The organism is Sphingobacterium sp. BN32, from assembly GCF_030503615.1.
Classification (GTDB): Bacteria; Bacteroidota; Bacteroidia; order Sphingobacteriales; family Sphingobacteriaceae; genus Sphingobacterium.
The window spans coordinates 1,587,109-1,610,025 of sequence record NZ_CP129963.1; the positions used below are offsets into that span (position 1 = coordinate 1,587,109).

Sequence of the window (22,917 nt, forward strand, 5' to 3'; positions counted from 1 at the left end):
TATGGTATTAGCCTTGCGATGGTAACAATGCCAACGCTGTAAAACCAAAAAATCTATGAAGAAAAACTTTTTTATTCCAAAAATCGCTCTTGCGTTATGTGCTGTTTGTATCACTGCCGCTAGCTATGCGCAAAATAGTCTGCCGAAGCAAGCGAAAATTAAACCTGAAGTATTAAAAGACAAACTTAAAGGCGGTTGGGCTGGTCAAGTGATTGGTGTAACCTTTGGAGGTCCTACGGAATTTAAATACAACGGCACTTATATTCCAGATAATAAGGTGATTCCGTGGTATGATGGATATATCAAGAAAACCATGATCGAATGGCCCGGGCTTTACGATGATGTGTACATGGATCTTACCTTTGTGGATGTGATAGAGAAGAAGGGGGTTGACGCTCCGGCAGCAGACTTTGCGAATGCTTTTGCCAATGCAGACTATGTTCTTTGGCATGCAAACCAAGCAGCGCGCTACAATATATTGAATGGCGTGATGCCGCCTGAGTCGGGACATTGGCTGAATAACCCCCATGCTGATGATATTGACTATCAAATCGAAGCAGACTTTGCCGGACTGATGAATCCGGGAATGCCGAATTCTGCATCTGATATATCGGATAAGGTCGGTCATATTATGAATTACGGTGATGGCTGGTATGGTGGTGTTTATGTCGGCGCATTGTATACGATTGCTTATATCTCTGATGATGTCAATTTTGTGGTCAAGGAAGCTTTAAAGACGGTCCCTGCACAAAGTGATTTTTATAAATGTATTGCCGACGTGATCAAATGGCATGCTCAATATCCAAAAGACTGGAAGCAAACGTGGTTCGAGCTCCAGAAGAAATGGTCGGAAGCACATGGATGTCCGGATGGAGCATTCGGCCCATTCAATATCGACGCAAAAATCAATGCTGCCTATATCGTACTCGGCCTATTGTACGGGGAAGGTGACTTCACAAAAACCTTAGAGATATCGACCCGAGCAGGTCATGACTCTGATTGTAATCCGTCGAATGCAGGAGGCGTCTTGGGGACTATATTAGGTTATGATAAGATTCCGGCGTATTGGAAAATGGGACTAAAAGAGGCGGAAGATATCAATTTCAAGTATACCGATATTTCACTGAACAAGGTGTACGAGATCGGCTATAAACATGCTATTCAAATGATTAAGAAGAATGGTGGTAAAGTAGGTGCAAATGAGATTGTTATCAATGTGCAGCAGCCGAAAGCTGTTCGCTATGAAAAAGCGTTCGAAGGAACTTATCCAATTGAACGTATGAATTTGGGCAGTAGAAAATTGACCTCAGAACATGCCTTTGATTTCACCGGAACGGGTATCGTAATCAAAGGAAATGCTGCTAAGGATGCAAATATCAAGGAGGAATACACGCTTGAATTAACAGTTTACATCGATGGTAAAGAAGTAGAGCGAACAAAAATGCCGACGGATTACAAAACAAGAAAGCACGAGATCTTCTGGAAGTATCAGTTGCCAAAGGGAAAACATAATGTAAAAGTGGTCGTAACGAATCCGAAAAAAGGATATCATATCCGTATGACCGATGCGATAATTTATTCTGATGCACCTATTGACGGTATACATTTTCATGAGGGAAAACATGATTAAATAATGTCATCCAAACAACTCAAAAGACTAAAAAGAGAATTCGATTAGTCATCGTCAAGTTAAAGGGCTTTCATACGCTATACATAGCCCAATGAAAGCCCTTTCCAATTGGGTTTGATTGGGGTTATCATTGGGTCACCATTGGGTTTGATTGGGGTTATCATTGGGTTATCATTGGGTTTGAAAGGGCTTTAAAAGGGTAGTGCCTCGAACTAGGGCCGGCCTATATTTGATGAAGAACTATACAAGAAAAGCCAAGTCTCCTGACCTGGCTTTTCAATCGAGTTATTTATAGGGGTTTTTATTATTAAAAGGTAATTACGATTTTACCTCTGGTGTGACCTTCTAATATCTTGCTGTAGGCTTCAGCTGCTTTTTCAAACGGAAATGTACTGTCGATTTCCCATGCGAATTTTCCAGCTTCGATGCCATCGACTACATGCTGTAGGTTTTGTGGATTTCTTTTTACCCAAAACGGCACCACGCGTTTGGACGAAGTCGGTTTTCCTGCTTTGCAGGTAATTCCCCATCCGTACCGAAATTCTTGTTGACAGTTTTGGGTAAATTTCCTTTTCAAGTTTGTTATAATAACCTTGTAGGATTCTCTTACTTAATTTTTCCTCTTCAGATAACTTACCCGTATTTGTGTGCAAGACATTTCGGAGTTTAGCCAATTCCGCTTTTTGGAACTCCTTTGATGTAACAAACCAGGGTGGAAACATCTTTTCAAATCTATCTTTCCACTTCTGTACATCATCCCAGCATTTGAAAATTCTGTTTGTCATACCGAATCATTTTAGGGGTGTACTACTGCACACCCTGTGATTTCTTGTTTTTACCTTGCTTTGGTGCCCTTTTAATCAGCTTATCTGATTGCTTTGGGTCAGTGGTCAATTCCTCTTTTTTTTTATGTGGGATGAATTGTTTCACTAAATTTTCATCATAGATATTTATTCGTCAGTTAAAAAGATAATTATAATGGGTTAAATCGGCTTAAAATTTGAAGTTATTATATTTATCTTTACATTGGTCAGTCTATATCACCTGCAATGGATAATATTAAAGAAGTATTTGAGAACAAGTTGAAAATTGATTCTAAAACAGTGTCAATTGATTCTTTATTTAATAACGAAGATAAACTTAGAAACACAAACTATAAACCATCATACCAGAGAAATTATGTTTGGGATGATGAAAAAGCTACCTATTTTATTGAGAGCATTCTGTTAGGAACTGAAATTCCACCACTAATTTATTTTCGGAATATATCTAAAGTTGAGGTAATCGACGGAAGACAAAGGTATCAAACTATTTTACGGTTTATTAATAATGAATTTAAGCTTAAAAAAAGTGGTTTGAAAAAACTATCTACAAAAGATTTTATTTCAAAAAACTTCGATTCATTAGAAAAGAAGTATCGTGATTTAATATATGATACAAAACTAAGAATAATTGAGTTTAGCTTCAATACAAAAATAGGTATCACTGATGCAATTGAAGATAGTGTTAAGAAGGAGATTTTTAAAAGGTATAATTCTGGAATTACCCCCCTTAAAACAAGTGAAATAGATAAGGCGGATTTTTTATTTGATAATGTTAATGATTACTTTAAAAAGGAAGTCATTAGTGACAAACGTTTTTTTGACACCTTGAAGAGTTTGTTCCATTTTGAAAAATTTAATGAAGAGATCCTTCTAAAGAAAATTCGGGAGTTACTTGTTATTGATAATATTCCAATCAAATATTATTCTGTAAAAAAGAGTAACATAATTAATCAATTTTATGAATTTTTATTTGAAGATTTTGAAAGTGTTGATATAAAAGAACTCCACAACACGTTTACTGCCAAAATCAATATTTTGGAGAGAGTAAAAAATCGAATTTCTAAATCAGAGGATTACAATAGATTAATTTCAGAATGTTTGTTTTGGGCATTGTCTATTTATCAAAAAGAAAAGGGAAATCTTAATATTAGTAATTCAGAGATTGAAAAAATTGCAAGCTATATTGACGATAATATTGAGCAGTATATAATGGACAGAAGCTCCTTTGCTATTCATATAAAGAATCGGTATGAGAATGTTTCGAAGATTTTCAAAAAACTATTTAATATTAATTTTAATGTTTATTTAAAAGATTCTGAAGTTTTTAATAGCCAACTAAAATTTATTAATAATACAATTGATAGTTCAGAGGTAATTAGTTTCGAATCTCTTCGAATCAATAAACCAGAACCTTCGTCGTTGTCCATAGACGATATTAGACGATCAATGAAAAAACTTAAATTTATCATACGACCTCAATATCAAAGGAATGAGGTTATTGATAAAAAGAAAGCTTCTGCGATTATTGAAAGTATACTTTTGGGTATTAAAATTCCGCCAATTTTTGTTTATAAAAATCTTGATGGTATATCAGAAGTTATTGATGGTCAGCAAAGAATATTGTCCATTTTGGGATTTCTTGGGGAGGATTTTATTAATACGGATAATGAATTTGAATCTACCAAGAAGGATGATTATTCCTTAAATTTAAAGAATAGTTTATTATCGGATTTAACCTCCAAAAAGTTTAAGGATCTTTCTCCTGAATACCAAGAAAAAATAAATAATTATGATTTATGGGTTGTTGAAATTGATAAAAAATACAACGATAGCTTCGATCCAGTAGATCTTTTTATAAGGTTGAATTATAAGCCTTACCCGATAAAAATTGATTCCTTTGAAATGTGGAATTCTTATATTTCTAGGGATCTAATTGATAGCATTAAAGGTGTTTTCGATAATAATAAAGAGTGGTTTTACTTTAGGAAGAGTACAACGAGGATGGAGAATGAGAATATATTGACAGCGTTAATATATCTTCAGTTTCAATATAATTTTTCTAAAGAAAGTGATAAAGATTATTCAGCCCTTGATTATTATAAGGTGGGCAATAGAATTAACTTCAGATTACGGTCTAAGCCCGATCTAACAAAGACGTTGGAAAATGAACCGGAAAGATTTATTTATGTGTGTAATGTTTTTGAGGCAGATTTTCTTTACAAATTACGACTATTAATTTCATCAACAACTCAAAAGACTTTGGCTTTAAGTCTTGATTATTTACTTTGTGTTGATAACGGAAGGAGAAGTCAACAATCACTATATGCTCTTTGGTATTTTTTAAATGAAATTGATATTGAACAAACAAAAGAGAATAGCAGAGAAATAATAAAAGATATTCGGAGTTTATTTACTCAGATGAATAATGTCAGCAATTTAGAAGCCTTTAATTCATCTGTTAGAAGATTTAAGGAGCGTCATTCTAATAGTCCGAAAAAGAACGCTATTGTCAAAATTAGATTAGAGAATGTAATTAAGATTTCAAAAGGAGTTGATAAGGACTATATTAGTAAAAGCAATAAAAAAGAATCTAATTCAGAATTAATAGATTTTTACGGCGTTTTTAGTGTGGCAAATGATAAGAGTTACATTATTATAAATGCTCCAGAAGATACAAAAAAAGCTTTGAGATATACATTTTCCCAAAGTAGAATTTATTTGAATAGTAGTAATTCGATAAATAATTTTAATGTTTATCTGGATAACGAAAAGGATTCATATGTTGATAATAGTAATTGGGTAATTACTTTAAAAAGGCCAGGATTTTTACTTGAATATCTTTATCTAATTTTTTCATCGAGAGAATTTTTCCACTCGAGTGTCAATGATCATGTAAAACTTGGAAGGACAAAAATAGGAAATTTTCAAATTCCAATTTTAACTGAAGAGGATCAGTCAGTATTTAAAGATCTTTATTTTATTATACAAAATGAAGTTAATAAGGTTATAAAAGTTTATTTTATAAACCTAGTAAATCAGATTTTGAGGTTTATGTTGAACAGTGAAACATTTAATCTTGAAAATACAAATCTTTTAGATGTTATTCATAATCTTCGGAAGGATATAGATGCAAGTCAAAATGATTCAGATTTACTTTATAAATCTTTATCAAATAGTAACTCTTTCATTTCTAGTTTCATTTTAAGAATGAATTACCTTATTCATAATGTCTAAGCGAATAACTAATATAAAAATAAGAAATTGCGGGGCCTATTTTGATGAATATTCTATTCCGTTGCACTCTGGTCAAAACTTGCTTATTTATGGCGAAAATGGATCTGGAAAATCTTCATTATATAAAGCATTAAATTCATTTTTTCGCAATTCTGTTTCCACACAAGAATTTACTAAGAATTTATTTAATAGTAATAATGATGGCATTGTCGAAGTAGAATTTTCAAATTTTTTGGAAAGTGATGATCCTAATTCTGAAAGATATTGTTTCTCAGAGAGTGCTTCAAATAATGAAGTAGCATTTATTAAGGAAGCATCGCTTTTAAACGGTTTTTTGGATTATACTGATTTATTAAAAATTTATCTAAAATCAGATCCTAATCCAAATTTATTTGAGCTCATCATTCTTAATTTATTAAGGGAATTTATTCCGGTTTCCTCCGCTTCTTCTATTAGTATAGGTGATCAATATGACGCTTTAATAAACGATCTTATCACAAATACCAGGAATACTAGGAGTCGATCCCATAAGAGTGGATTATTGAGGATAGACGAATTCGATTTAAGTTTGCGGACGTTGCTTGATAAAATTTTTATTCTAGTCAATGTTTATATTAAAGATTATTTTTTCTTAAGTGATATTGCCATTGAATACCATCTTGAGAAATTAGAATTTTTCTATCCATCAAAACAAAAATCTACTTGGTTTTTAAAAACTGATTTGCGTCTTAAGATTTTAAAAAATGGCACTGAGTTGGGAGAAGAATATAAGAATTTCCTCAATGAAGCAAGACTTTCGTCAGTAGCTATTTGTTTATACTTGGCTTCATTAAAGCTTTTTCCTAATGAAGTTGACCTTAAACTTATTTATTTGGATGATATTTTTATCGGTTTGGACACTTCAAACCGAATTCCAATTTTGAATATTTTAAATGAACAATTTTCTAACTATCAGATTGTCATATCTACTTATGATAGAGGCTTTTTTGAAGCCTGCATTAGAAAGTTAGGCAAAACTGGTCAATGGGATTGGAAACCTATTGAATTATATGTTGGTGAAACGGATCACAACAATGCAAAAATCGAAGTTCCCATTCTGATTTCTAGCGATTCTGATTTAGAAAAAGCACGTTATTTTTTATATAATAATCAAAAACCTGATTATCCTGCTGCTGCTAATTATTTTAGAAAATATTTAGAACATAGGTTATTAGAAGTTTTTCCTGATGAAATTTTTAGAGAAGATAATCTTCAAATTATTGACGCCTACAAATTATCTAAGACATTTAAAGCTTGCAAAAAACTATTACAGCAGAATGGTATAGCAATCAGTGAATTTGAAAATTTGCAATCATACCTTTTTCTCTTGTTGCATCCTTTATCTCATCATAATACATCATCAAACACTTATAAGAGAGATTTAAAGGAAATTGATAATTATATATTTAATTTACTTGAAAGTCATAGGAAGCTAGGGTTTATTAAGAACTTAAGACATTTTGCAAAGGATACAACGATTAGAATTGAGTTTTTTATAAACCAGTATAACATTTGGTATTATGAGTTTTATGTTAAGGATTGTTTATTTTTCAATGTAGAAACCGGCTTATTTTCGGAAGTTGAATTGACTTGCACAAAATTTTATTCAATAAAAAATAAAGTGAAACAAAAGGTCACTACTTTAAATAGAGGTACTTCAAATATAAACTATCGGTCGATTAAAGAAGCATTTGAAGAAATTGGTAAGATCATTTCAGCTCGTTATAGGTTTTATAAATTTAATCTTGATTACGATAGGTACGTTAGTATTTATGATGGAACTAATTGGATACTTTTCGACGATACTTTAAAAGCATCCAGATTAACTCAGAATGTTAAACCTATGCCAGTTGTCGAACCTTTACAAGTTAAGAAAGCAGAAGTATTAAAAAGTAGCTAATGAAACTACTTCTTTTGATTGCCATATTTCATTTGTATTTATTTCCATAATTGTTAGCTTACCATTTTGTCCTGCGCCTGTATCTAGATTTGTAATTTCAAATGCTTGCATTGGGGAAATTGTGTTCCACCTTTTTGTGGCCGTATGTCCAATAACATTTGATTAAAATTTGTCAATTGCCCAGAAACATATTCTTGATTCTTTAGTTTTAATGCATCCATCCATAAACTCCTATCAAAATAGTAATTTTCTTCATTTTGGACATAGAATGGATTTAATAAATCAAATCCAGCATGAACAAAACATCTATTTTCATCATCAACATGGTATAAAGTCTGTCTTTTAAAAAAGGCTTTATGACTTTCAGGAATATGCTGGGCATTCAGAGAAGTCTTGTAGCCATTGGCACTCTTAATAATTTTACTATTAGGTTGGCAATGTTTTAAATAAGATTCAAGGGTTGTCAGTCCCCCATAATTCAATGATAGTGGATGATAGTCAGTTTCTAAAAATTGATGGAACCATGCATCATGATTTCCCCTGATAGCGATCAAATTCTTAATTTTTAACAGTTCTTCTACGCACTCAAAGACGTCATTATTACGATCAACTACATCAACCAATTGGATTAATGTATCATTCTCATAATTAAACATGGAGCCTTCTAAACATTGAATTAATGCCCGATACGCTCCATGGATATCTCCCATAACAGATATTCTATTTTCCTGCTTTTCCATCTTTTATTTGGCTAGAGAATAACTAAAATTTACCGTTCCTGTTGAGCAAAATGTATTAAAGGGAACAATATTAGAGTTAGGACCTCGTGCTTTGTTTGCAGTTTGTTGATTTGGTGATAGGATCTTCATTGTTGTATTCAAATTTAAAACTGGTCGTATATGTTCGTTGAAATTTTTCTGCAGACGTTTAACGCTTACTCTACAATATCTTTGGGTTGTTCTTATTGATCTGCGTCCAAGCATTTTTCCTACGTCTTCTAACGGCATTCCAAGATTTAGCATTATATTTGCGAATGTGTGCCGAGCTAGATGAGTCGTCAAATTCCTTTTTATGCCGCATATTTCCGCGATCTCTTTAAGATAGCCCTTGTACCTGGTATTTGAGTTTATAGGCATTAATACGCCTCTTACAACACATTTTGGATGCTCTTTATACCTCTCTATTAATTGTTCAATTAGTGGGAGCATAGGTACAATTTCATACACATCTGTTTTTCCCCTATGCTTAGCTAACCACTTTTCATTATTCTGCCCTACCAATATAATATTTTCAGGTGTCAAATTGTAAATATCCTGAAATGCAAACCCTGTAAAGGTTTGGAAAATAAAGGCATCCCTTACTTCATTTAATCTATCAATACCAAAATCTTTATAAAATATTCTTAGTACCTGGTCGTATTCTAGAGGTGGAATTTCTTTTTGATCTCCACCACATACAAAATCCTCAATGGGATTTGTGATATTGATTTGTTTCTTTACACCGATTTTAATTACACGTTTAATCTTCTTTATGTGTTTTTTGGCAGTAGCTTCGCTTAAAGGTTTTGGCACCTCTAAAGTCAGGTAATCATATATTTCATCTCCGAATTCTGGGGAAATCTCCTTGAAATCTATATCATCCTTCTTGTATCTTAATTGTAAGAATTTCAGTAATTTCTTTTTTATCGTTTTTAACTGAGTTTTGGTAAAGGGAGAACGGTCACCCTTTTCTATCATTTTTTGAAACTTCTCAATGAATTCATCAAAAACTTCAAGAAAGGTAGGAGCAAGATCAATTTTAACTTCAGGAATAACAGCCTCCTCTACTGGAGATTTTTTAGAATATACCCTTTTAATCATTTCTGGGGTAACTATTTCATGCTCGAAAAATAGTTTATCGTAAATTCGATTTAGATCAACCATCATTCCTGCAATTTTTTTATTAATTGTTCGGAAATCAGGTTCACCTTTCCCTACCGTTTTTGTTTCAACATCCCAGTTGGTTGGTAAAATTGTTTTGGATACAGGTACTTCTTTGGGCTTTTGATCTTTTAGGGTAATTCGAATATTAAGGGGAGCTTTTCCTGTAGTCTTTCTAGACTTGGTTCTTAAAATAATGGGAAGTAAATCCAGTTCATGTTTGATTTTTTCCATTTATACACAATTAGAATTAACAATAAAATTGCTAAGCCTTATCAGCCATTCTCACGTAAAATCAAATCCGTGGTGGTCAAATGTAGATCTTATAGATGACCACCACAATGACCACCATATGAAACTGGTTAAGATGAACTTAAATAACCTAAAAATTAGTATTTTGAAGGGAAGAAGATATAGATTAAACTAAAAAAAGGCACACCTAAGTGTGCCTTTGTGATCCCGCTGGGATTCGAACCCAGGACCCATACATTAAAAGTGTATTGCTCTACCAGCTGAGCTACGGAATCTTGTACTTGTTATTTTGTAGTACCCTTCGTTGTTTGAAGTGATGCAAAGGTAGCGCTTTTGCCCTTAATTGCAAATTCTGAATAGCTTTTTTTTATAAAAAAATCGAAACTCCCTCATTTTAAAAGGAATAAATTTTCATGCTTTAAAGCTGCTGTGAACAACATTCTTCAGCAGTCCCCAAAAAAAATATGCGGCGCATGTTGCATAATTTATAAAGAATATTTGATATATTAGTGATATCAAATTAATATCAATTTAATCTAACAAGATGGAAAGAATCATCAAACCCGCATCAGGCTATTTAGCACTGTTAATCTTATTGTTAACAGTTGCAGGAGGAGCGTATTCCTTATATATTGCCGCCACGACAGATAACAAGATCGTCGGACTTGTTCTTGTGTTTATCGCATTTGTCGTATTCCTAATAATCGTTAAAGGGCTGTTGATCGTAAATCCCAATCACTCAAGGGTATTGAACTTATTCGGTAAGTATCAGGGAACGATCAAGGACAATGGGCTGTTTTTTATTAATCCTTTCTTTACGGCTCAACGTATTAGCTTAAGATCGGAGAACCTGCAGGGACACACGTTAAAGGTGAATGATAAAATGGGTAATCCGATTGAGATTGCGGCTGTAATCGTTTGGAAGGTAGGAGATACCTTCAAGGCGGCATACGATGTGCAAAGCTATAACGATTATGTGCGCGTGCAGAGTGAGGCGGCGGTGCGCCACTTGGCAGTAAGCTTTGCCTATGATAATTTCGAAGACGAGAATGCCGAGATCACCTTACGCGAGGGCGGAGATGCAGTGAATGCGATCTTAGAGAAAGAACTGACGGACCGTTTGGCGAAGGCCGGCGTAATTGTAGAGGAAGCTAGAATTACACACCTGGCATATGCCGCGGAGATCGCTGGTGCGATGTTGCAGAGGCAGCAGGCAACCGCGATTGTTGCCGCTCGTGCGAAGATTGTTGAGGGGGCAGTAGGCATGGTCGATATGGCTTTGAAAAAGCTGTCCGCAGAAAATATTGTGGAGTTGGACGATGAGAGAAAAGCAGCTATGGTAAGCAACCTAATGGTTGTATTATGTGGAGAGAAGGCAGCGCAGCCCGTAGTGAATGCGGGAACACTGTATAATTAGATGGTCGGCGGGAGCAGGCAACGATTTAAAAAAATGATATCATGAAGAAAAGTTTTGTAATCCGTGTTGATGACGAACTATATAAACAATTGGAAAAGTGGGCGCACGATGAATTCAGAAGTGTCAATGGTCAAGTCGAATACCTTATCCATTCCAGCCTACAGAAAGCGGGAAGGCTAAAGAAAACTAGCGCTAAACCCAAAAAAGAAAGCGATCAGGATAATTCCTGATCGCTTTTTGTATATTTAATCCAGTAAGACTTAATCCCGACGGATATATTCTCTGTCTTCATCACTCAAACCATCATCATTCCCTAAGAACTCCGGATCCGATTGCGTCGGAGAATAGGGGTTCGTTACGCCGTACTCTTTTGGATGCTTATTTTTTTTCCGGAAGAGCATGCCACCAACTACCACGCCCATGAGGAAAAATACCCCTAGGATCAAAAGCTTCGACGTTCTAATCTCCCCGAATAACCAAAAACTGGCTTCTTCTTTATTATTAAATAAGATAACTAGCAGTAAGGCTAACACGATGGCGACTATGATGGTTTTCGGTTTCATAAGCTTTGATTTCAAGCAAATCTATAAAAAATCATTGTAATGAGAAACATAGCCAAAGCCAAGAACATTTGTAACGAATTGATTGTTATTAAAGCTGCAGAGGATGTTTTCTGAAATAATATCAGGTAAAACACGTTTATTTATAGAGAATCAAATTTAAACTTAACAAGCATTTTGATAGAAAAACGAATTGGCAATACACCTTTGAGACGATGTGGGCACTTATCTGAAAAGTTTAGCGCCAATATCTATATTAAAGATGAAAGCTGCAATCCTGGAAAGTCGTCTAAGGATAGAGCTGCTTATTTTATGTTGGAGGAGGCCATCAAGGGCAACAAGATTCAACCGGGCGGCACAATTGTAGAAGCTAGCAGTGGGAATACGGGAATCAGTATTGCGTTAATGGCGCAAGAGATGGGCTGCCGCGCGAAGATCTTCGTTTCTAAATCTTGTTCGGAAGAGAAGAGAGCATTGTTGGAAGCTTATGGTGCCAGTATTGAAATCTGCGATAATTCATTTGGATTACACGTGTTCAATTCTACACAGTACCAAGCGCAGGCATATGCTGCCAATCATGAAAACGCTTATTTTACAAATCAATATTACAATTCAGCCAATATTAAAGCACATTATAAAACGACTGGACCTGAGATTTGGGAGCAGACCCATCATCAAGTTACCCATGTTGTCGCAGGAATAGGTACCGGGGGAACTATTTCGGGAATCGGTAGGTTCTTAAAAGAGCAAAAGAAGGACATTAAGGTATGGGGCGTAGAACCAACGAACTCAGTTTATCAATTTTTCTTAGAACAGGGAAAGATCGAAAACAATGGTATTGTTCATGATCCCATTGAGGGAATTGGCCGTACGTTTATCCCAGGTACTTTCGACGCACAGGTTGTTGATCAGATTTTTCAAGTCGATGCTCAATCCGCTAAGCGTGCTGCGCAAGAATATCGAGCAGCTACCGATCAATTAATTGGGTTCTCTAGCGCCGCCGTGTTGGCCGCTGTCGAGGAGAACCTGAGCAAGCTAAACTTTAAGGAGGGAGATCATGTTGTTTTATATTTTCCAGATCACGGTGACCGTTATTTACAGAAATTATATAACAGCAATCATCAAGAAACCACAAAAACATTCGACATACGATGATGCATACCTATCAAGATATCGCTATTCCCATCGCTTGGCCAGATCAGACGGCTCGAGGCGATGAGTTGTGGTTTAAAATATTGAAGGGTTTAGGTATTGTGAAAAACTTGAACTTCAGAATTGGTCATGCTGCAATCTTATTGATCGAAAAACAGTCTGGACAGATTAAGTATTTTGATTTTGGTCGTTATATCTGTCCTCGTGGTTATGGTCGCGCGCGCTCTGCAGCATTCGATCCAAGACTAAAAGTAGAGACAGTTGCTCAATTTTCGAATACTAAGCAACTGATCAACTTGGCGGAAATTCTTTCGGAACTTTCGATTATGGAAGAAGCAACGCATGGTGGAGGGAGGTTGCTGTGCTCCGTTTCGCAAGACATTAGCTTTCAGAAAGCCGCTGCCTATGCAGAAGCATTAGTTAATAAAGGTCCTGTGCTTTACGGCGCATTAGCCGCCAATAATAACAGTTGCTCACGTTATGTAGCGCAGATTCTTGTAGAGGGCATGATGAAAGATGATAAACGAATTTCCAAAATATTATATCCGGAGTCACTTAAAGCGAGCCCTACCAGCAATGTGGTCAATGCCAACACGGAAGGCACGCTGTATTGTTATGCGAATCAACAAGTAGAGCAGTGGAAAATGAGCCGTAAGGAATCGTTGAAGTTCCAGATCAAGCAGTTATCAGATAATTTTTCGAACAAGAGGTCGAAGGACCTTCCAGGAGATACAAAACTGGGCTTATTGGACGAGCCTATGCGTCCTATGCATATCCCATCTCATGCTACTTGGTTGGGTGGAATGGGAGAGGGCTGTTGGTATGCACTATCGGCCGAGGCTGATCAGTACGAAATTACAAAGTATAATTACAAAGGTGCTGTGGATTATATAGTTGCTGTGGATCCCATTGGGAAATTCGACCATTCAGCAAACTTTGAATTCACCTATGATATACATTATAGGCAACATGTCATTAAACAAATTAACCAGAACATTTCGTTTCTGACGAAGGAAATGCACAATAAACAAATTAAACAATCAATTTAAAAGAATACAATTTATCCATGGAAGTTATCCTATTAAAAGCAAAGATTCATACAGTTAAAGTAACAGAAGCAAATGTTACATACAATGGTTCTATCACCATTGACGCTGATTTATTAGATGCCGCCGGCATCTTAAAATACGAGCAAGTTTATATTAATAATGCCGTTAATGGAAGTCGAATCATGACGTATGTTTTACCTGGCAAGCGCGGTTCGGGTGAGGTTTGTATGAATGGCGGAGCCGCCCTACATGCTAAAGTAGGAGATACCGTGCATATCCTTTCATTTATCAATTTAAGTCCCGAAGAAGCAGAATCATATCAGCCAACTTTAGTCTTCACCGAGGGAAATAACCAGATTAAATCGGTTGAGAAATACGAGTATTAGCAGACACAGATCGATCGACACGAAGCAATCTCCTGTTAACTCATAATAAGTGATTTAATGGGATGTTCCTAACGTTATACATTAAGGGCCGGGAGAGCGAACTCTCCCGGTTTTTTCTAAATCTGCCGGTTTTCAATGGCAGTTGAAGACTTTCATCTCTGACGGTCTGGCAACAGAAAACGACTTTTTATTTAATCACATGTTTGTGTAATTGTTCATTCCTGTTGACTGGTTATAATTTGATAAAACATCGTTTTCTTCGCCTATAAGGGCAAGTAGCGGTGCTAAAATCTCCCTGTCGTATTCTTCCGCTTCTCTTTCAGAAGCTTTATTGGCGAAGAAAGACGGACTAATTGTATAGCTTTTCAAAAACTGTTTCTTTTTGATACCCAAAGTATAGTGCCATTCGCCGATTTCTGAGCTCTGAAAAATTGTGGCTTCCTCAAAATTCATAATTTTCCTCTTTCCAAAAATGGAGTTTTCTTTATATACAGCGTGGCTGGCTTTATCAAAAATATATCGCACGTTTAGGCGAAAGGTAATATCTATAATTCCAAAAATGATAACATAAGCAATTATGGCAAAACACACTAGACGTCCGCCGACCCCGATTTGTTGCCAAAATACGGTTGCTGCGACTAATGCAACAAAACCAGTTATGGCAGACCAATAAAGGTTATTTTTGATGCCTCTGTTTGGTTGTAAAGAGATGGAATCAATTTGCTTTTCGAAATTTACTTTATCCCTGATGCTCATTGCCTAATATTTCCTCAATTTCGTTCAAAATATTTTGAATTTTTTTCTTCGAAAGCGCCTGTACAAGTTGTGTTTCGCGGTACTTACCTTTCTGATTGACGAATCGTGCTATCAGGCTTACATTCGTCGTGATAAAACCCACTTGTTTTATCTCATGCACCGTCAATCCCACGAGATTGTCTAAGAGAATCGTGTGGCCGATTCCGAACAGCCCGTTCCGAACCTTGATGTGTTTCTGATTGAGGTCAATAATAAAGCATCTTCTGAGAAAAGAAATAATCAGGAAGATGGTCATCCCCAATAGCCAGCAATACAAAGAAGAATCCGGTGCTTTGGTGAAACTTAGGATGGTTAATAGTGCGAAAAAACCAACGATCGTGCTGTAAATTCCCCACTGTGGTTTCATCTTGTACTCATTTCCGTTTTTTACGAAATATTTCATTATAGTTATTATTTAAATGGAGATGGCATCTCCGGGTTTTATATTCAATGTTCAGTGGAGTATTTATAAGGATGGTCGTATGGTCTCCATTAAGGGGCTAGTATTGCCTGCATATGTATTTATACTTTATATTCAACCTAAAAACTAAAACAGGTTTTATAAATTCCATGGTAAATCTAAACTGTTGGTGATAACACCAATTGGTTTGTTTTAAACAATAATTTATTGTTATCGGATAAAAGTATCAAATTAATTAAAACAAAATTATTGCGTCATCCTCTGTTTTAGATATAGTAGGGTTTCGGCTACATGGCGTTCGGATACTGAAAAAAAATGTAGTAGACTTACTACATACCGATGGTTTATTTAGCTAATCGGGTAAAAATATCGCATTTCTCTATTTAGATTATATAAATATGTCAACTATGAGAGATTTAATTCACAATTTTATGGCTAAGTTTAAAAATTCACTGAAAACAGTGATTTATACATTATTTAAATGTTTGTACTTTCGTTTTGATTGAAATTCTATGAAAAAATTACTAGTCGGATTATTATTATTTGTTTCATGCTTTAGCCTCAGTTCTTGTTTTGACATCGTCGAAGAAATTGATATGAAAGCAAACGGTTCGGGAACCATAAAAGGAACCTTGAACCTGAGCAAAAGCAAAACTAAAGCCGCTTCGTTGATGAAGTTGGACAAAATAGATGGCTTTAAAATCCCGTCGGAGTCAGAAATCCGAAAAGAGATGAATACCATGGTCAATCTACTGAAGAACACAAAAGGTATTTCAAACGTGAATTATCGTTTGGACTTCACTAATTATATCGCTAGCATATCCTGCGATTTTCAGAATGTGCAAGCGTTGAACGCCTATACCAAAACCTTAGGTGCTCATTTTAAATCTCGTTTTAACGAGAATACAAGTTATGCTTATGATACGAAAACTAAAACCTTTATTCGAAGCTATAAGCATAGTGCAGAAGCAAAAAAAGAGTTCGCAAAACTTCAAACAGAAAATCGAAAGTCATTCGACCAAGCATTTTATACCAGTATTTACCGCTTTGATGCATCGGTGGCAAAGCAAGCAAGCAATGTTGCTAAAGTATCGCCAAATAAGAGAGCTGTTATGCTAAAAACAAGCATTCCTAGCCTTATCTCTGGACAGGTAAATTTGGCAAACAGCATCGTATTACAATAATAGTAGATAAAATTTAACAAGAATTACATATGAATAAATTAAAGATGGCATTGATTGCTGGGGCAATTGGTTTGGCAAGCCCAGTTTTTTCTCAAGATTTGATCGATAAAGTTCCTGGAGAATCAAACTTCGTTCTCGCAATCAATGGTAAAGCATTCTTTAAACACGTCGATGCCGAACAAGTTAACCGCATATTGACACGCACAGGATTCTTCAAGAATGTGATGGGTAAAAACAATCCGTTAAGTACGAAAGATATCCAGGAGATGGGCATTGATATTCGCGCCAATGCCTATATCAATTCGATTACGACCGATAGTGTACAATATTTGGGTGCTTTGTTCCCGCTATCTGATAAAGCTAAATTTGAAGCGCTGCTGCCAAAAGAGAAAGAAATAGTACAGGTTAATGGTTTACCAACTATCTATAGCTCGGACAAAACGCTACGTATCAGTTGGGATAACCATACCATCTATATCCTAGGAGGTGTTGCTATGGATAATTATTTCAATAGAGATGATATTAAGCAGCGCTATGGTTTATTGGAACAGGAAGCGGATGCCGTCGCTGAGCCATTTGAAATACCGGGGCCGCCAGCAATTCCTGCAGACACAACTGAAGTAGAGTGGGAGGCTTGGGATCCTGAAGAGGAAGAATCTGCTGCCGAAGCGGCTGAGGAAGCTGCTGAAGAAGTCGAAGTTATGCTGGCACCACCAGCAAACGCAGAAACTGAAGAAGATGAATATGCTTATGTTGATTCCGTTTTGGAACGCGACGAGTATCAGGATGATTATTATTTAGAATATCGTAAGATTGAAAATCATAATGATTCGATCAAAAACGTATTGGTTAGCGGTTGGGTTGATTCAAAACTAAACGACATTGTCGCTGGCAAGATTGAACGCCATGCGTCGAAGAACTTGCGTAACATCAAGGATAATGAGTTGATCCGTTTTGAAATGGACCATATAACAGACTTTTATAAGTATTACTATCCGACAGATATACTCTACAGCACTTTAGGAATGCGCCCTGCCTTCGACTACGGTTATAAGTCTGTGAGCGGTGCGGCTGTTATTGAAGGTAATAAGTTGAGCTTTAAAGGCGACTTGACCTTCGATAAGACGATGGCCAAGTATTATAAAGAAATCTACCAAAACAAGTTCAATCCTAAGTTCTATAAGTACTTAGATAAAAATGCTTTAGGATTTCTTACTTTAAATCTTAATACAGAAGCATATTTAAAGCACCTTCCAAAAATTGCAACACGTGTGTTTGGCGAAGAAAACGACAATCGCTATTCGGAAATCGTTGATGTATTCGCAACTTCCTTCGAGATTCTTGTGGATGAGAAAGCTATTGCGAAAGTATTTAAAGGAGATAATCTGATTGTTTTAAACGGCGTGACAAACAAGGAGATTACCTATACCGACTATGAATACGATGAGGATTATAACTATACCGAGGTTGAACGTACTAAGACCGAAGCAGTGCCTGATTTTCTATGGATGTTCTCTTCTGATGACGTGAGCATCTTTGAAAAAATTATTAAAATCGGATTGCGCGAAGAAGGATTGATCGATCATGATGGAATATATGAGTTCAAAGTAGGTTCTCGTGAAACGATAAAACCTTATCTATTAATCGACAAAGGTATCGTGTTTATGGGCAATGACCTAACGAAGTTACAAGCTATTAAAGATGGTTCTTTCAGAGCAACGGGTGATAAGGATTTCATCAATTTGGCAAAGAAAAACCCAGTCGTAGCTTTATTTAACACGCCGAAGTTACCAGCGATGTTAACCGACCTTGATATTCCGGTACACCGTTCGATGCAGAAATCCGTAGACGAACTGTCCAAATATGGAAATATCTATATGGTTGGTTCGAAAGTCAAAGGCAATTCTATGCAGGGGGAGCTTGCGATCGAGTTTCCTGAAGGACAGAAAAACGCATTATCATTTTTAGTAAATTTAATCGAAAATTGGACTTTAGATTTGGAAGAATAAGCAAATGAAGTGGATAAAAAAGACGTTCATCATATTAACTGGACTTATAGCTGTACTAGCTATAAGTCTTTTTATCTATAAAGAGATTCGTGCTTCAAAGGCAAAGGATATCCTGATACCATCGAACACCAAAGCTTTGATACAGATAAATGTTGATGGCTTGGTATCAGAACTAATGGGCAATGCAATCAGTAACCCGAATTCTTATTTCTTTGGTAAGCGTGATAGCTTAGGCGTTAAGAAGCCGAAGGCTTGGGAGACAGGTCTCGCCATCCCATCTACCTTATTTCTATTTTCGGATAAGGAAGAATATGATCTTTATTACACGGTTCAACGAATAAGCGATGTGCGGCGGTTTAAGCGATTTTTAAAATCGAACATGCAGATTGATTTAGATTTAGTTTCGACCGCTGTAGAGGGTGGATTCTCCTATTTTCAAAAGAAAAACTTCGCCTTACTGATGAACGATCAGCGAATAGTGTTTTCTATCGGTAGAGACAGTACTGATCAGGCGCCTAAGCTGAGAGTTTTACTACAAGATAGCCAAAGCACTTGGGTAAATGCACTAAACTGGTCAAAGGAACATAGCGAAGATCGAAAGGGTGATATTCTTTGGTCAAATGCGGAGAAAAACTGGTTTACCTTTGACTTCCTAAATGGCAGTGTTCATGTGGATGGCTTGCTGAAATCTGATAAATGGCGTTTATCGGAAGCTCCAAAACAACTAAAACCTTTACCCAACGCGGTTGTGAGTGCTTATCTAGATGCCGACTTAAGCGAATGGATAAAAGCGCAGGATAGTTTATTGCATCGCTTGAATGTGCCTGTGGATAGCATTTATCAATATTATGGAGGATATGTAGATTTACAATGGCTCGCTCAAGATGTTAAGCAGCAGGAGAGCATTGTTTCCTACGAATATGATGATAATTTCGAGATGAAAGAAGTGGTACAGCTTCAGGAGATAGATGCTCCGAATCTGTTGTTACGCTTAAAAGCATCTCCACATCTGCTTGGATATCTGCCTGAGAAACTTTTTTATAAATTCAATAAATCGAACCAGGCTGATTTGATCAGTTTGTTCACTGGAAAGGAAAGCTCTACAGATGCTAGTTTCGATAAAGCAAAACTCGTTTTTAATCTCAACTATTCAAAAGCGCCTTCGGTGAGCAGACATTTTAGCTGGCTACCATTCTTTGATCGCTGGCAAAAGGTAAAGTTGGAAGGGCGCGCAATGGATAAGCAAACAATGCAGTTGCACGGCTACTTGATTTTACCAAAAGAGAAAATTCATGCTTTATATCAATTGCTAGAAGATTAATCCTTTTCGCGGTTAGGATGTCTATTAAAATAAGAATCTACCGAATACTTGCAATAAATGGCAGAATATTTGGTAACATCAAATAGATTAATAGAACATATGCTTATGAAACGGATAATTGGATTAATAATGGTGGTTATGTTAGCTCTAACGGCAGCGTCTTGTTACAGCCACAGACATCACCCACACGGAATGCCTCCAGGGCAAGCAAAAAAGATTTACGGTAAAAAATCTGCAAGACAGTTTGCTCCAGGACAACAGAAGAAATATAAAGGCAAGAAGGGACATAACGGCAATCGCGGCAATAACGGAAGACATCACCACACGAGTGTACATTGGTACAATTAATGGTTTTGAGAGATATATAAAAAGAGGTTATCTATTACAGGTAACCTCTTTTTCTTTTAGGGTAGTGCTGAAAAAAAATAAACAAAGAATTTCAGCAATTCCCATCTACTCTCAAATCAAAATAAACAATCCTTAATAAGACGCCCTAGGTCTTAATACTAAATTCTTACTACTAAATACTAGTTCCCTTTTAAGCCAATTTGAAACCCAATACAAAAGGAGAAGCCTGAACAGTTCCCATGTTACAGTCGATGATTTATTACGGAATTTTTTTTGTTAACAAAAGAATGGAAAGATGAGGTTTCGACTGTCTTTAGGGGAAATAAAATGTCATTATGAAAATTTGATATTACTAATAAGTAAAAATTAATATTTTTATTGTATCACATTCGAATAAAGTTATCTAATTTCACATATGTAACCAATCTATAATAGTTATGAGAAAAATTATTAACAAAAGAGCAGTTGTTGTTTTGATTCTAATTTCAATGTTGCCGAATAAGTCAAAAACGCAAATCATTCCATGTCCTCCGAATTCGATTTTTATGCTTTGTATCCCTTATAAAGAGGGTGGGTGTTATACAGGTTGTACTTGCAAGCCTGGTTTTATGGTTGGCATAGATAAGGAATGCGAAGAAATAAAAGTAATGCAAAGAAAGGCAAAAACGGTCTATGCATTTATTAAACCACCAACTACTCAAAAGAGAATAGTCTTTCTTAGCGGTCAAACCTTGAAGGTCGGTGTGTTTAATAATAACATTTTACCTGTTCATCTGTCGATAAAAAGTATCCCTTTCAAAAAGGAAAAGATGGGTAAAGATAGAATTATAGCTCCGTTAAGTAAAAGAGAATTTTTAGATTCTAAATTCGGCCATGCCCCAATAGGTTATGGGTATCATGTTGTGTCGATTTCCCCAGTTGCAAATGTTACTATTAAAAAACTTTAGCATGAAAAATATTAAGAACATAATTTATGTGCCATTAATCTTGGTTTTAATGGCATGTCAAACTTCCGAACCTGAGCAACAAGATTTAGCGTTGTTGGCGAAAAGCAATCAATATATTGAGGTCGATATGAAATATTTTAACGATATCGACTATGCGACGGGAATCAAAACAATTCCTGATGAAGCAATGCGCAATATTAAAGCGGTAATTTATCGAATCTATTCGAATGTCGATATTGTCGATAATCAATATGTCTTAAGAATTTCCTCGGGCAAGGACATACATATATCCGATACGCTGTTTAATATTTATTATAAACATCTAAAGAAAGCGAATGATTACTTTACGACTCCTATTACTGCAAGCAGTGCGATGGAGGAAGATGCAGATATGAAAAAGGAACATAAAGGGAAATATCCTGTTGCCAGTCCGATAGGAGAAGAATATCTGAATTCCTTGCTGCGATAAAGATTGAGTTTTCCGCTACGCAGTTATTCTAATGTGCAAAAAAAAGCATCGGTAGAGAACCGGTGCTTTTTCATTTATTATACTTGTTGAAAATAGTTTCGAATGGCGTCTTCGTCTTTCTTGATCTGATCTTTCATCAGATCTAAGCTTTCAAACCATTGGTCATGACGAATAAACGATAAGAATTTTACGCGTAGGCTCTTGCTGTATAGATCATCGTTAAAGTCTAACAGGTTAACTTCAATCTTTCTATTCATGCCATCAACGGTTGGTCTTGTGCCGATATAGCACATTCCTTTCGCAATACGTTCGGGTTCCGGCTGATAATACTCGCCTGTACCGATATCCGCCGCTCTAGGGTATACTTCCACTTCCACGGCATAAATACCGTATGCAGGGATGAGCTTATGGCTTTCATGGATATGCAAGTTCGCAGTAGGGAAACCTATTTCTCTACCTATTTGATCGCCACGGATAACAGTTCCTGTTAATTCGAAAGGATAGCCTAAATATTTATTCGCTGTGTCGATATCACCTTTGATCAGGGACTCGCGAATTCTCGTTGATGATACTGCTACATCCTCGATATCCTGTTCTGGAATCTCCTCTACCGTATAATCAAAGATGCTCGCATAGTGGATCAACTCCTTAATGGTTCCTTTACGATCTTTTCCAAAGTGATGGTCATATCCAATAACGATCTTTTTACAGCCGATTTTATTGACCAATACATTGGAGATATATTCCTCCGGAGTCTGATTAGAGAAGTCTCGTGTGAACGGCGTAATAATAAGGTGATCGATTCCTGCTAAAGCTAACTGTTCTACCTTCTCTTCAATATCGTTGATCAGACGTAAAGAATCGTCGTCAGGATTGATGATTAAACGGGGGTGAGGGTAGAAGGTCAATAGGACCGTTTCGCCGGTGTTATGCTTCGCTAACTCCGTTATTTTGTTTAGAATCTTTTGGTGGCCGACGTGAACTCCATCGAATGTGCCAATGGTGACAATGGCAAAATCCAATGGTTCGAATTCGTCCAGATTTCTATATATTTTCATGTT

Annotated in this window: 21 protein-coding genes and 1 tRNA gene; 14 read left to right on the plus strand and 8 right to left on the minus strand. The window is 36.1% G+C overall.

Annotated features, from left to right (window positions below):
* The first annotated feature begins 55 nt into the window (after positions 1–55).
* Positions 56–1,630: an ADP-ribosylglycohydrolase family protein gene (locus QYC40_RS06570; protein WP_301993112.1), complete on the plus strand. Its 1,575-nt coding sequence runs from the start codon at positions 56–58 to the stop codon at positions 1,628–1,630.
* A gap of 307 nt (positions 1,631–1,937) precedes the next feature.
* Here QYC40_RS06570 and QYC40_RS06575 read toward each other — a convergent pair whose 3' ends face one another.
* Positions 1,938–2,207, minus strand: a complete 270-nt coding sequence (locus tag QYC40_RS06575) for a zinc-binding dehydrogenase (RefSeq protein WP_301993113.1) — start codon at positions 2,205–2,207, stop codon at positions 1,938–1,940.
* Between the two features lie 472 nt (positions 2,208–2,679).
* Here QYC40_RS06575 and QYC40_RS06580 point away from each other — a divergent pair, with 472 nt between their 5' ends.
* Positions 2,680–5,688 carry a DUF262 domain-containing protein gene (locus tag QYC40_RS06580; RefSeq protein WP_301993114.1) on the plus strand — a complete coding sequence of 1,003 codons (3,009 nt, stop codon included), beginning with the start codon at positions 2,680–2,682 and terminating at the stop codon, positions 5,686–5,688.
* Entirely contained in the window at positions 5,681–7,627 is a 1,947-nt protein-coding gene (locus QYC40_RS06585; RefSeq protein WP_301993115.1) for an AAA family ATPase, read from the plus strand. Before QYC40_RS06580 ends, QYC40_RS06585 begins: the two co-directional genes overlap by 8 nt.
* An 83-nt stretch (positions 7,628–7,710) precedes the next feature.
* Here the strand turns inward: QYC40_RS06585 and QYC40_RS06590 are convergent, their stop codons facing one another.
* The 3 genes from QYC40_RS06590 to QYC40_RS06600 form a co-directional block, all read right to left on the minus strand.
* Positions 7,711–8,367 carry a metallophosphoesterase gene (locus QYC40_RS06590; protein WP_301993116.1) on the minus strand — a complete coding sequence of 219 codons (657 nt, stop codon included), beginning with the start codon at positions 8,365–8,367 and terminating at the stop codon, positions 7,711–7,713.
* A gap of 3 nt (positions 8,368–8,370) precedes the next feature.
* Complete coding sequence (locus tag QYC40_RS06595; protein ID WP_301993119.1) at positions 8,371–9,780, minus strand: site-specific integrase; 1,410 nt, start codon at positions 9,778–9,780, stop codon at positions 8,371–8,373.
* A gap of 220 nt (positions 9,781–10,000) precedes the next feature.
* A tRNA-Lys gene (locus QYC40_RS06600) sits at positions 10,001–10,073 on the minus strand.
* 269 nt (positions 10,074–10,342) lie between these two features.
* On the opposite strand from QYC40_RS06600, the gene QYC40_RS06605 reads away from it, so the two are divergent.
* Both QYC40_RS06605 and QYC40_RS06610 read left to right on the plus strand, forming a co-directional pair.
* Entirely contained in the window at positions 10,343–11,215 is an 873-nt protein-coding gene (locus tag QYC40_RS06605) for an SPFH domain-containing protein (protein WP_301993120.1), read from the plus strand.
* A gap of 41 nt (positions 11,216–11,256) precedes the next feature.
* Positions 11,257–11,445 carry an Arc family DNA-binding protein gene (locus QYC40_RS06610; RefSeq protein ID WP_301993121.1) on the plus strand — a complete coding sequence of 63 codons (189 nt, stop codon included), beginning with the start codon at positions 11,257–11,259 and terminating at the stop codon, positions 11,443–11,445.
* Between the two features lie 30 nt (positions 11,446–11,475).
* On the opposite strand, the gene QYC40_RS06615 is transcribed toward QYC40_RS06610, so the two are convergent.
* Complete coding sequence (locus QYC40_RS06615) at positions 11,476–11,778, minus strand: hypothetical protein (RefSeq protein ID WP_301993122.1); 303 nt, start codon at positions 11,776–11,778, stop codon at positions 11,476–11,478.
* A gap of 174 nt (positions 11,779–11,952) precedes the next feature.
* Here QYC40_RS06615 and QYC40_RS06620 point away from each other — a divergent pair, with 174 nt between their 5' ends.
* Genes QYC40_RS06620 through panD form a run of 3 tightly spaced genes read left to right on the plus strand, consistent with a single transcriptional unit; the run spans position 11,953 to position 14,362 of the window.
* Positions 11,953–12,930: a PLP-dependent cysteine synthase family protein gene (locus QYC40_RS06620; protein WP_301993123.1), complete on the plus strand. Its 978-nt coding sequence runs from the start codon at positions 11,953–11,955 to the stop codon at positions 12,928–12,930.
* A complete protein-coding gene (locus tag QYC40_RS06625; protein ID WP_301993124.1) occupies positions 12,927–13,976 on the plus strand; it encodes a DUF6695 family protein in 1,050 nt (349 codons plus the stop codon). The genes QYC40_RS06620 and QYC40_RS06625 overlap by 4 nt, the downstream gene beginning before the upstream one ends.
* A 17-nt stretch (positions 13,977–13,993) precedes the next feature.
* On the plus strand, positions 13,994–14,362 hold the full coding sequence (gene panD, locus QYC40_RS06630; protein ID WP_301993126.1) for an aspartate 1-decarboxylase: 369 nt from the start codon (positions 13,994–13,996) through the stop codon (positions 14,360–14,362).
* 195 nt (positions 14,363–14,557) lie between these two features.
* Here the strand turns inward: panD and QYC40_RS06635 are convergent, their stop codons facing one another.
* Complete coding sequence (locus QYC40_RS06635; protein ID WP_301993127.1) at positions 14,558–15,118, minus strand: hypothetical protein; 561 nt, start codon at positions 15,116–15,118, stop codon at positions 14,558–14,560.
* Positions 15,102–15,560 (minus strand): hypothetical protein, encoded by a 459-nt coding sequence (locus tag QYC40_RS06640; protein WP_301993128.1) that lies wholly within the window; start codon positions 15,558–15,560, stop codon positions 15,102–15,104. Before QYC40_RS06640 ends, QYC40_RS06635 begins: the two co-directional genes overlap by 17 nt.
* A 530-nt stretch (positions 15,561–16,090) precedes the next feature.
* Here QYC40_RS06640 and QYC40_RS06645 point away from each other — a divergent pair.
* From QYC40_RS06645 to QYC40_RS06670, 6 genes are all read left to right on the plus strand, one after another.
* Positions 16,091–16,762 carry a hypothetical protein gene (locus QYC40_RS06645; protein WP_301993129.1) on the plus strand — a complete coding sequence of 224 codons (672 nt, stop codon included), beginning with the start codon at positions 16,091–16,093 and terminating at the stop codon, positions 16,760–16,762.
* A 29-nt stretch (positions 16,763–16,791) separates the two neighbouring features.
* On the plus strand, positions 16,792–18,771 hold the full coding sequence (locus QYC40_RS06650; RefSeq protein WP_301993131.1) for a hypothetical protein: 1,980 nt from the start codon (positions 16,792–16,794) through the stop codon (positions 18,769–18,771).
* Positions 18,772–18,775: 4 nt separating this feature from the next.
* Positions 18,776–20,092, plus strand: a complete 1,317-nt coding sequence (locus QYC40_RS06655) for a hypothetical protein (RefSeq protein WP_301993133.1) — start codon at positions 18,776–18,778, stop codon at positions 20,090–20,092.
* A gap of 105 nt (positions 20,093–20,197) precedes the next feature.
* Positions 20,198–20,440, plus strand: coding sequence for a quinol oxidase subunit 4 (locus QYC40_RS06660; protein WP_301993134.1), 243 nt, complete (start codon positions 20,198–20,200; stop codon positions 20,438–20,440).
* Between the two features lie 437 nt (positions 20,441–20,877).
* On the plus strand, positions 20,878–21,387 hold the full coding sequence (locus QYC40_RS06665; protein ID WP_301993136.1) for a hypothetical protein: 510 nt from the start codon (positions 20,878–20,880) through the stop codon (positions 21,385–21,387).
* 1 nt (position 21,388) lies between these two features.
* Positions 21,389–21,856, plus strand: coding sequence for a hypothetical protein (locus QYC40_RS06670; RefSeq protein ID WP_301993138.1), 468 nt, complete (start codon positions 21,389–21,391; stop codon positions 21,854–21,856).
* Between the two features lie 77 nt (positions 21,857–21,933).
* Here QYC40_RS06670 and QYC40_RS06675 read toward each other — a convergent pair whose 3' ends face one another.
* Entirely contained in the window at positions 21,934–22,914 is a 981-nt protein-coding gene (locus QYC40_RS06675; RefSeq protein ID WP_301993139.1) for a bifunctional riboflavin kinase/FAD synthetase, read from the minus strand.
* Positions 22,915–22,917: the final 3 nt, after the last annotated feature.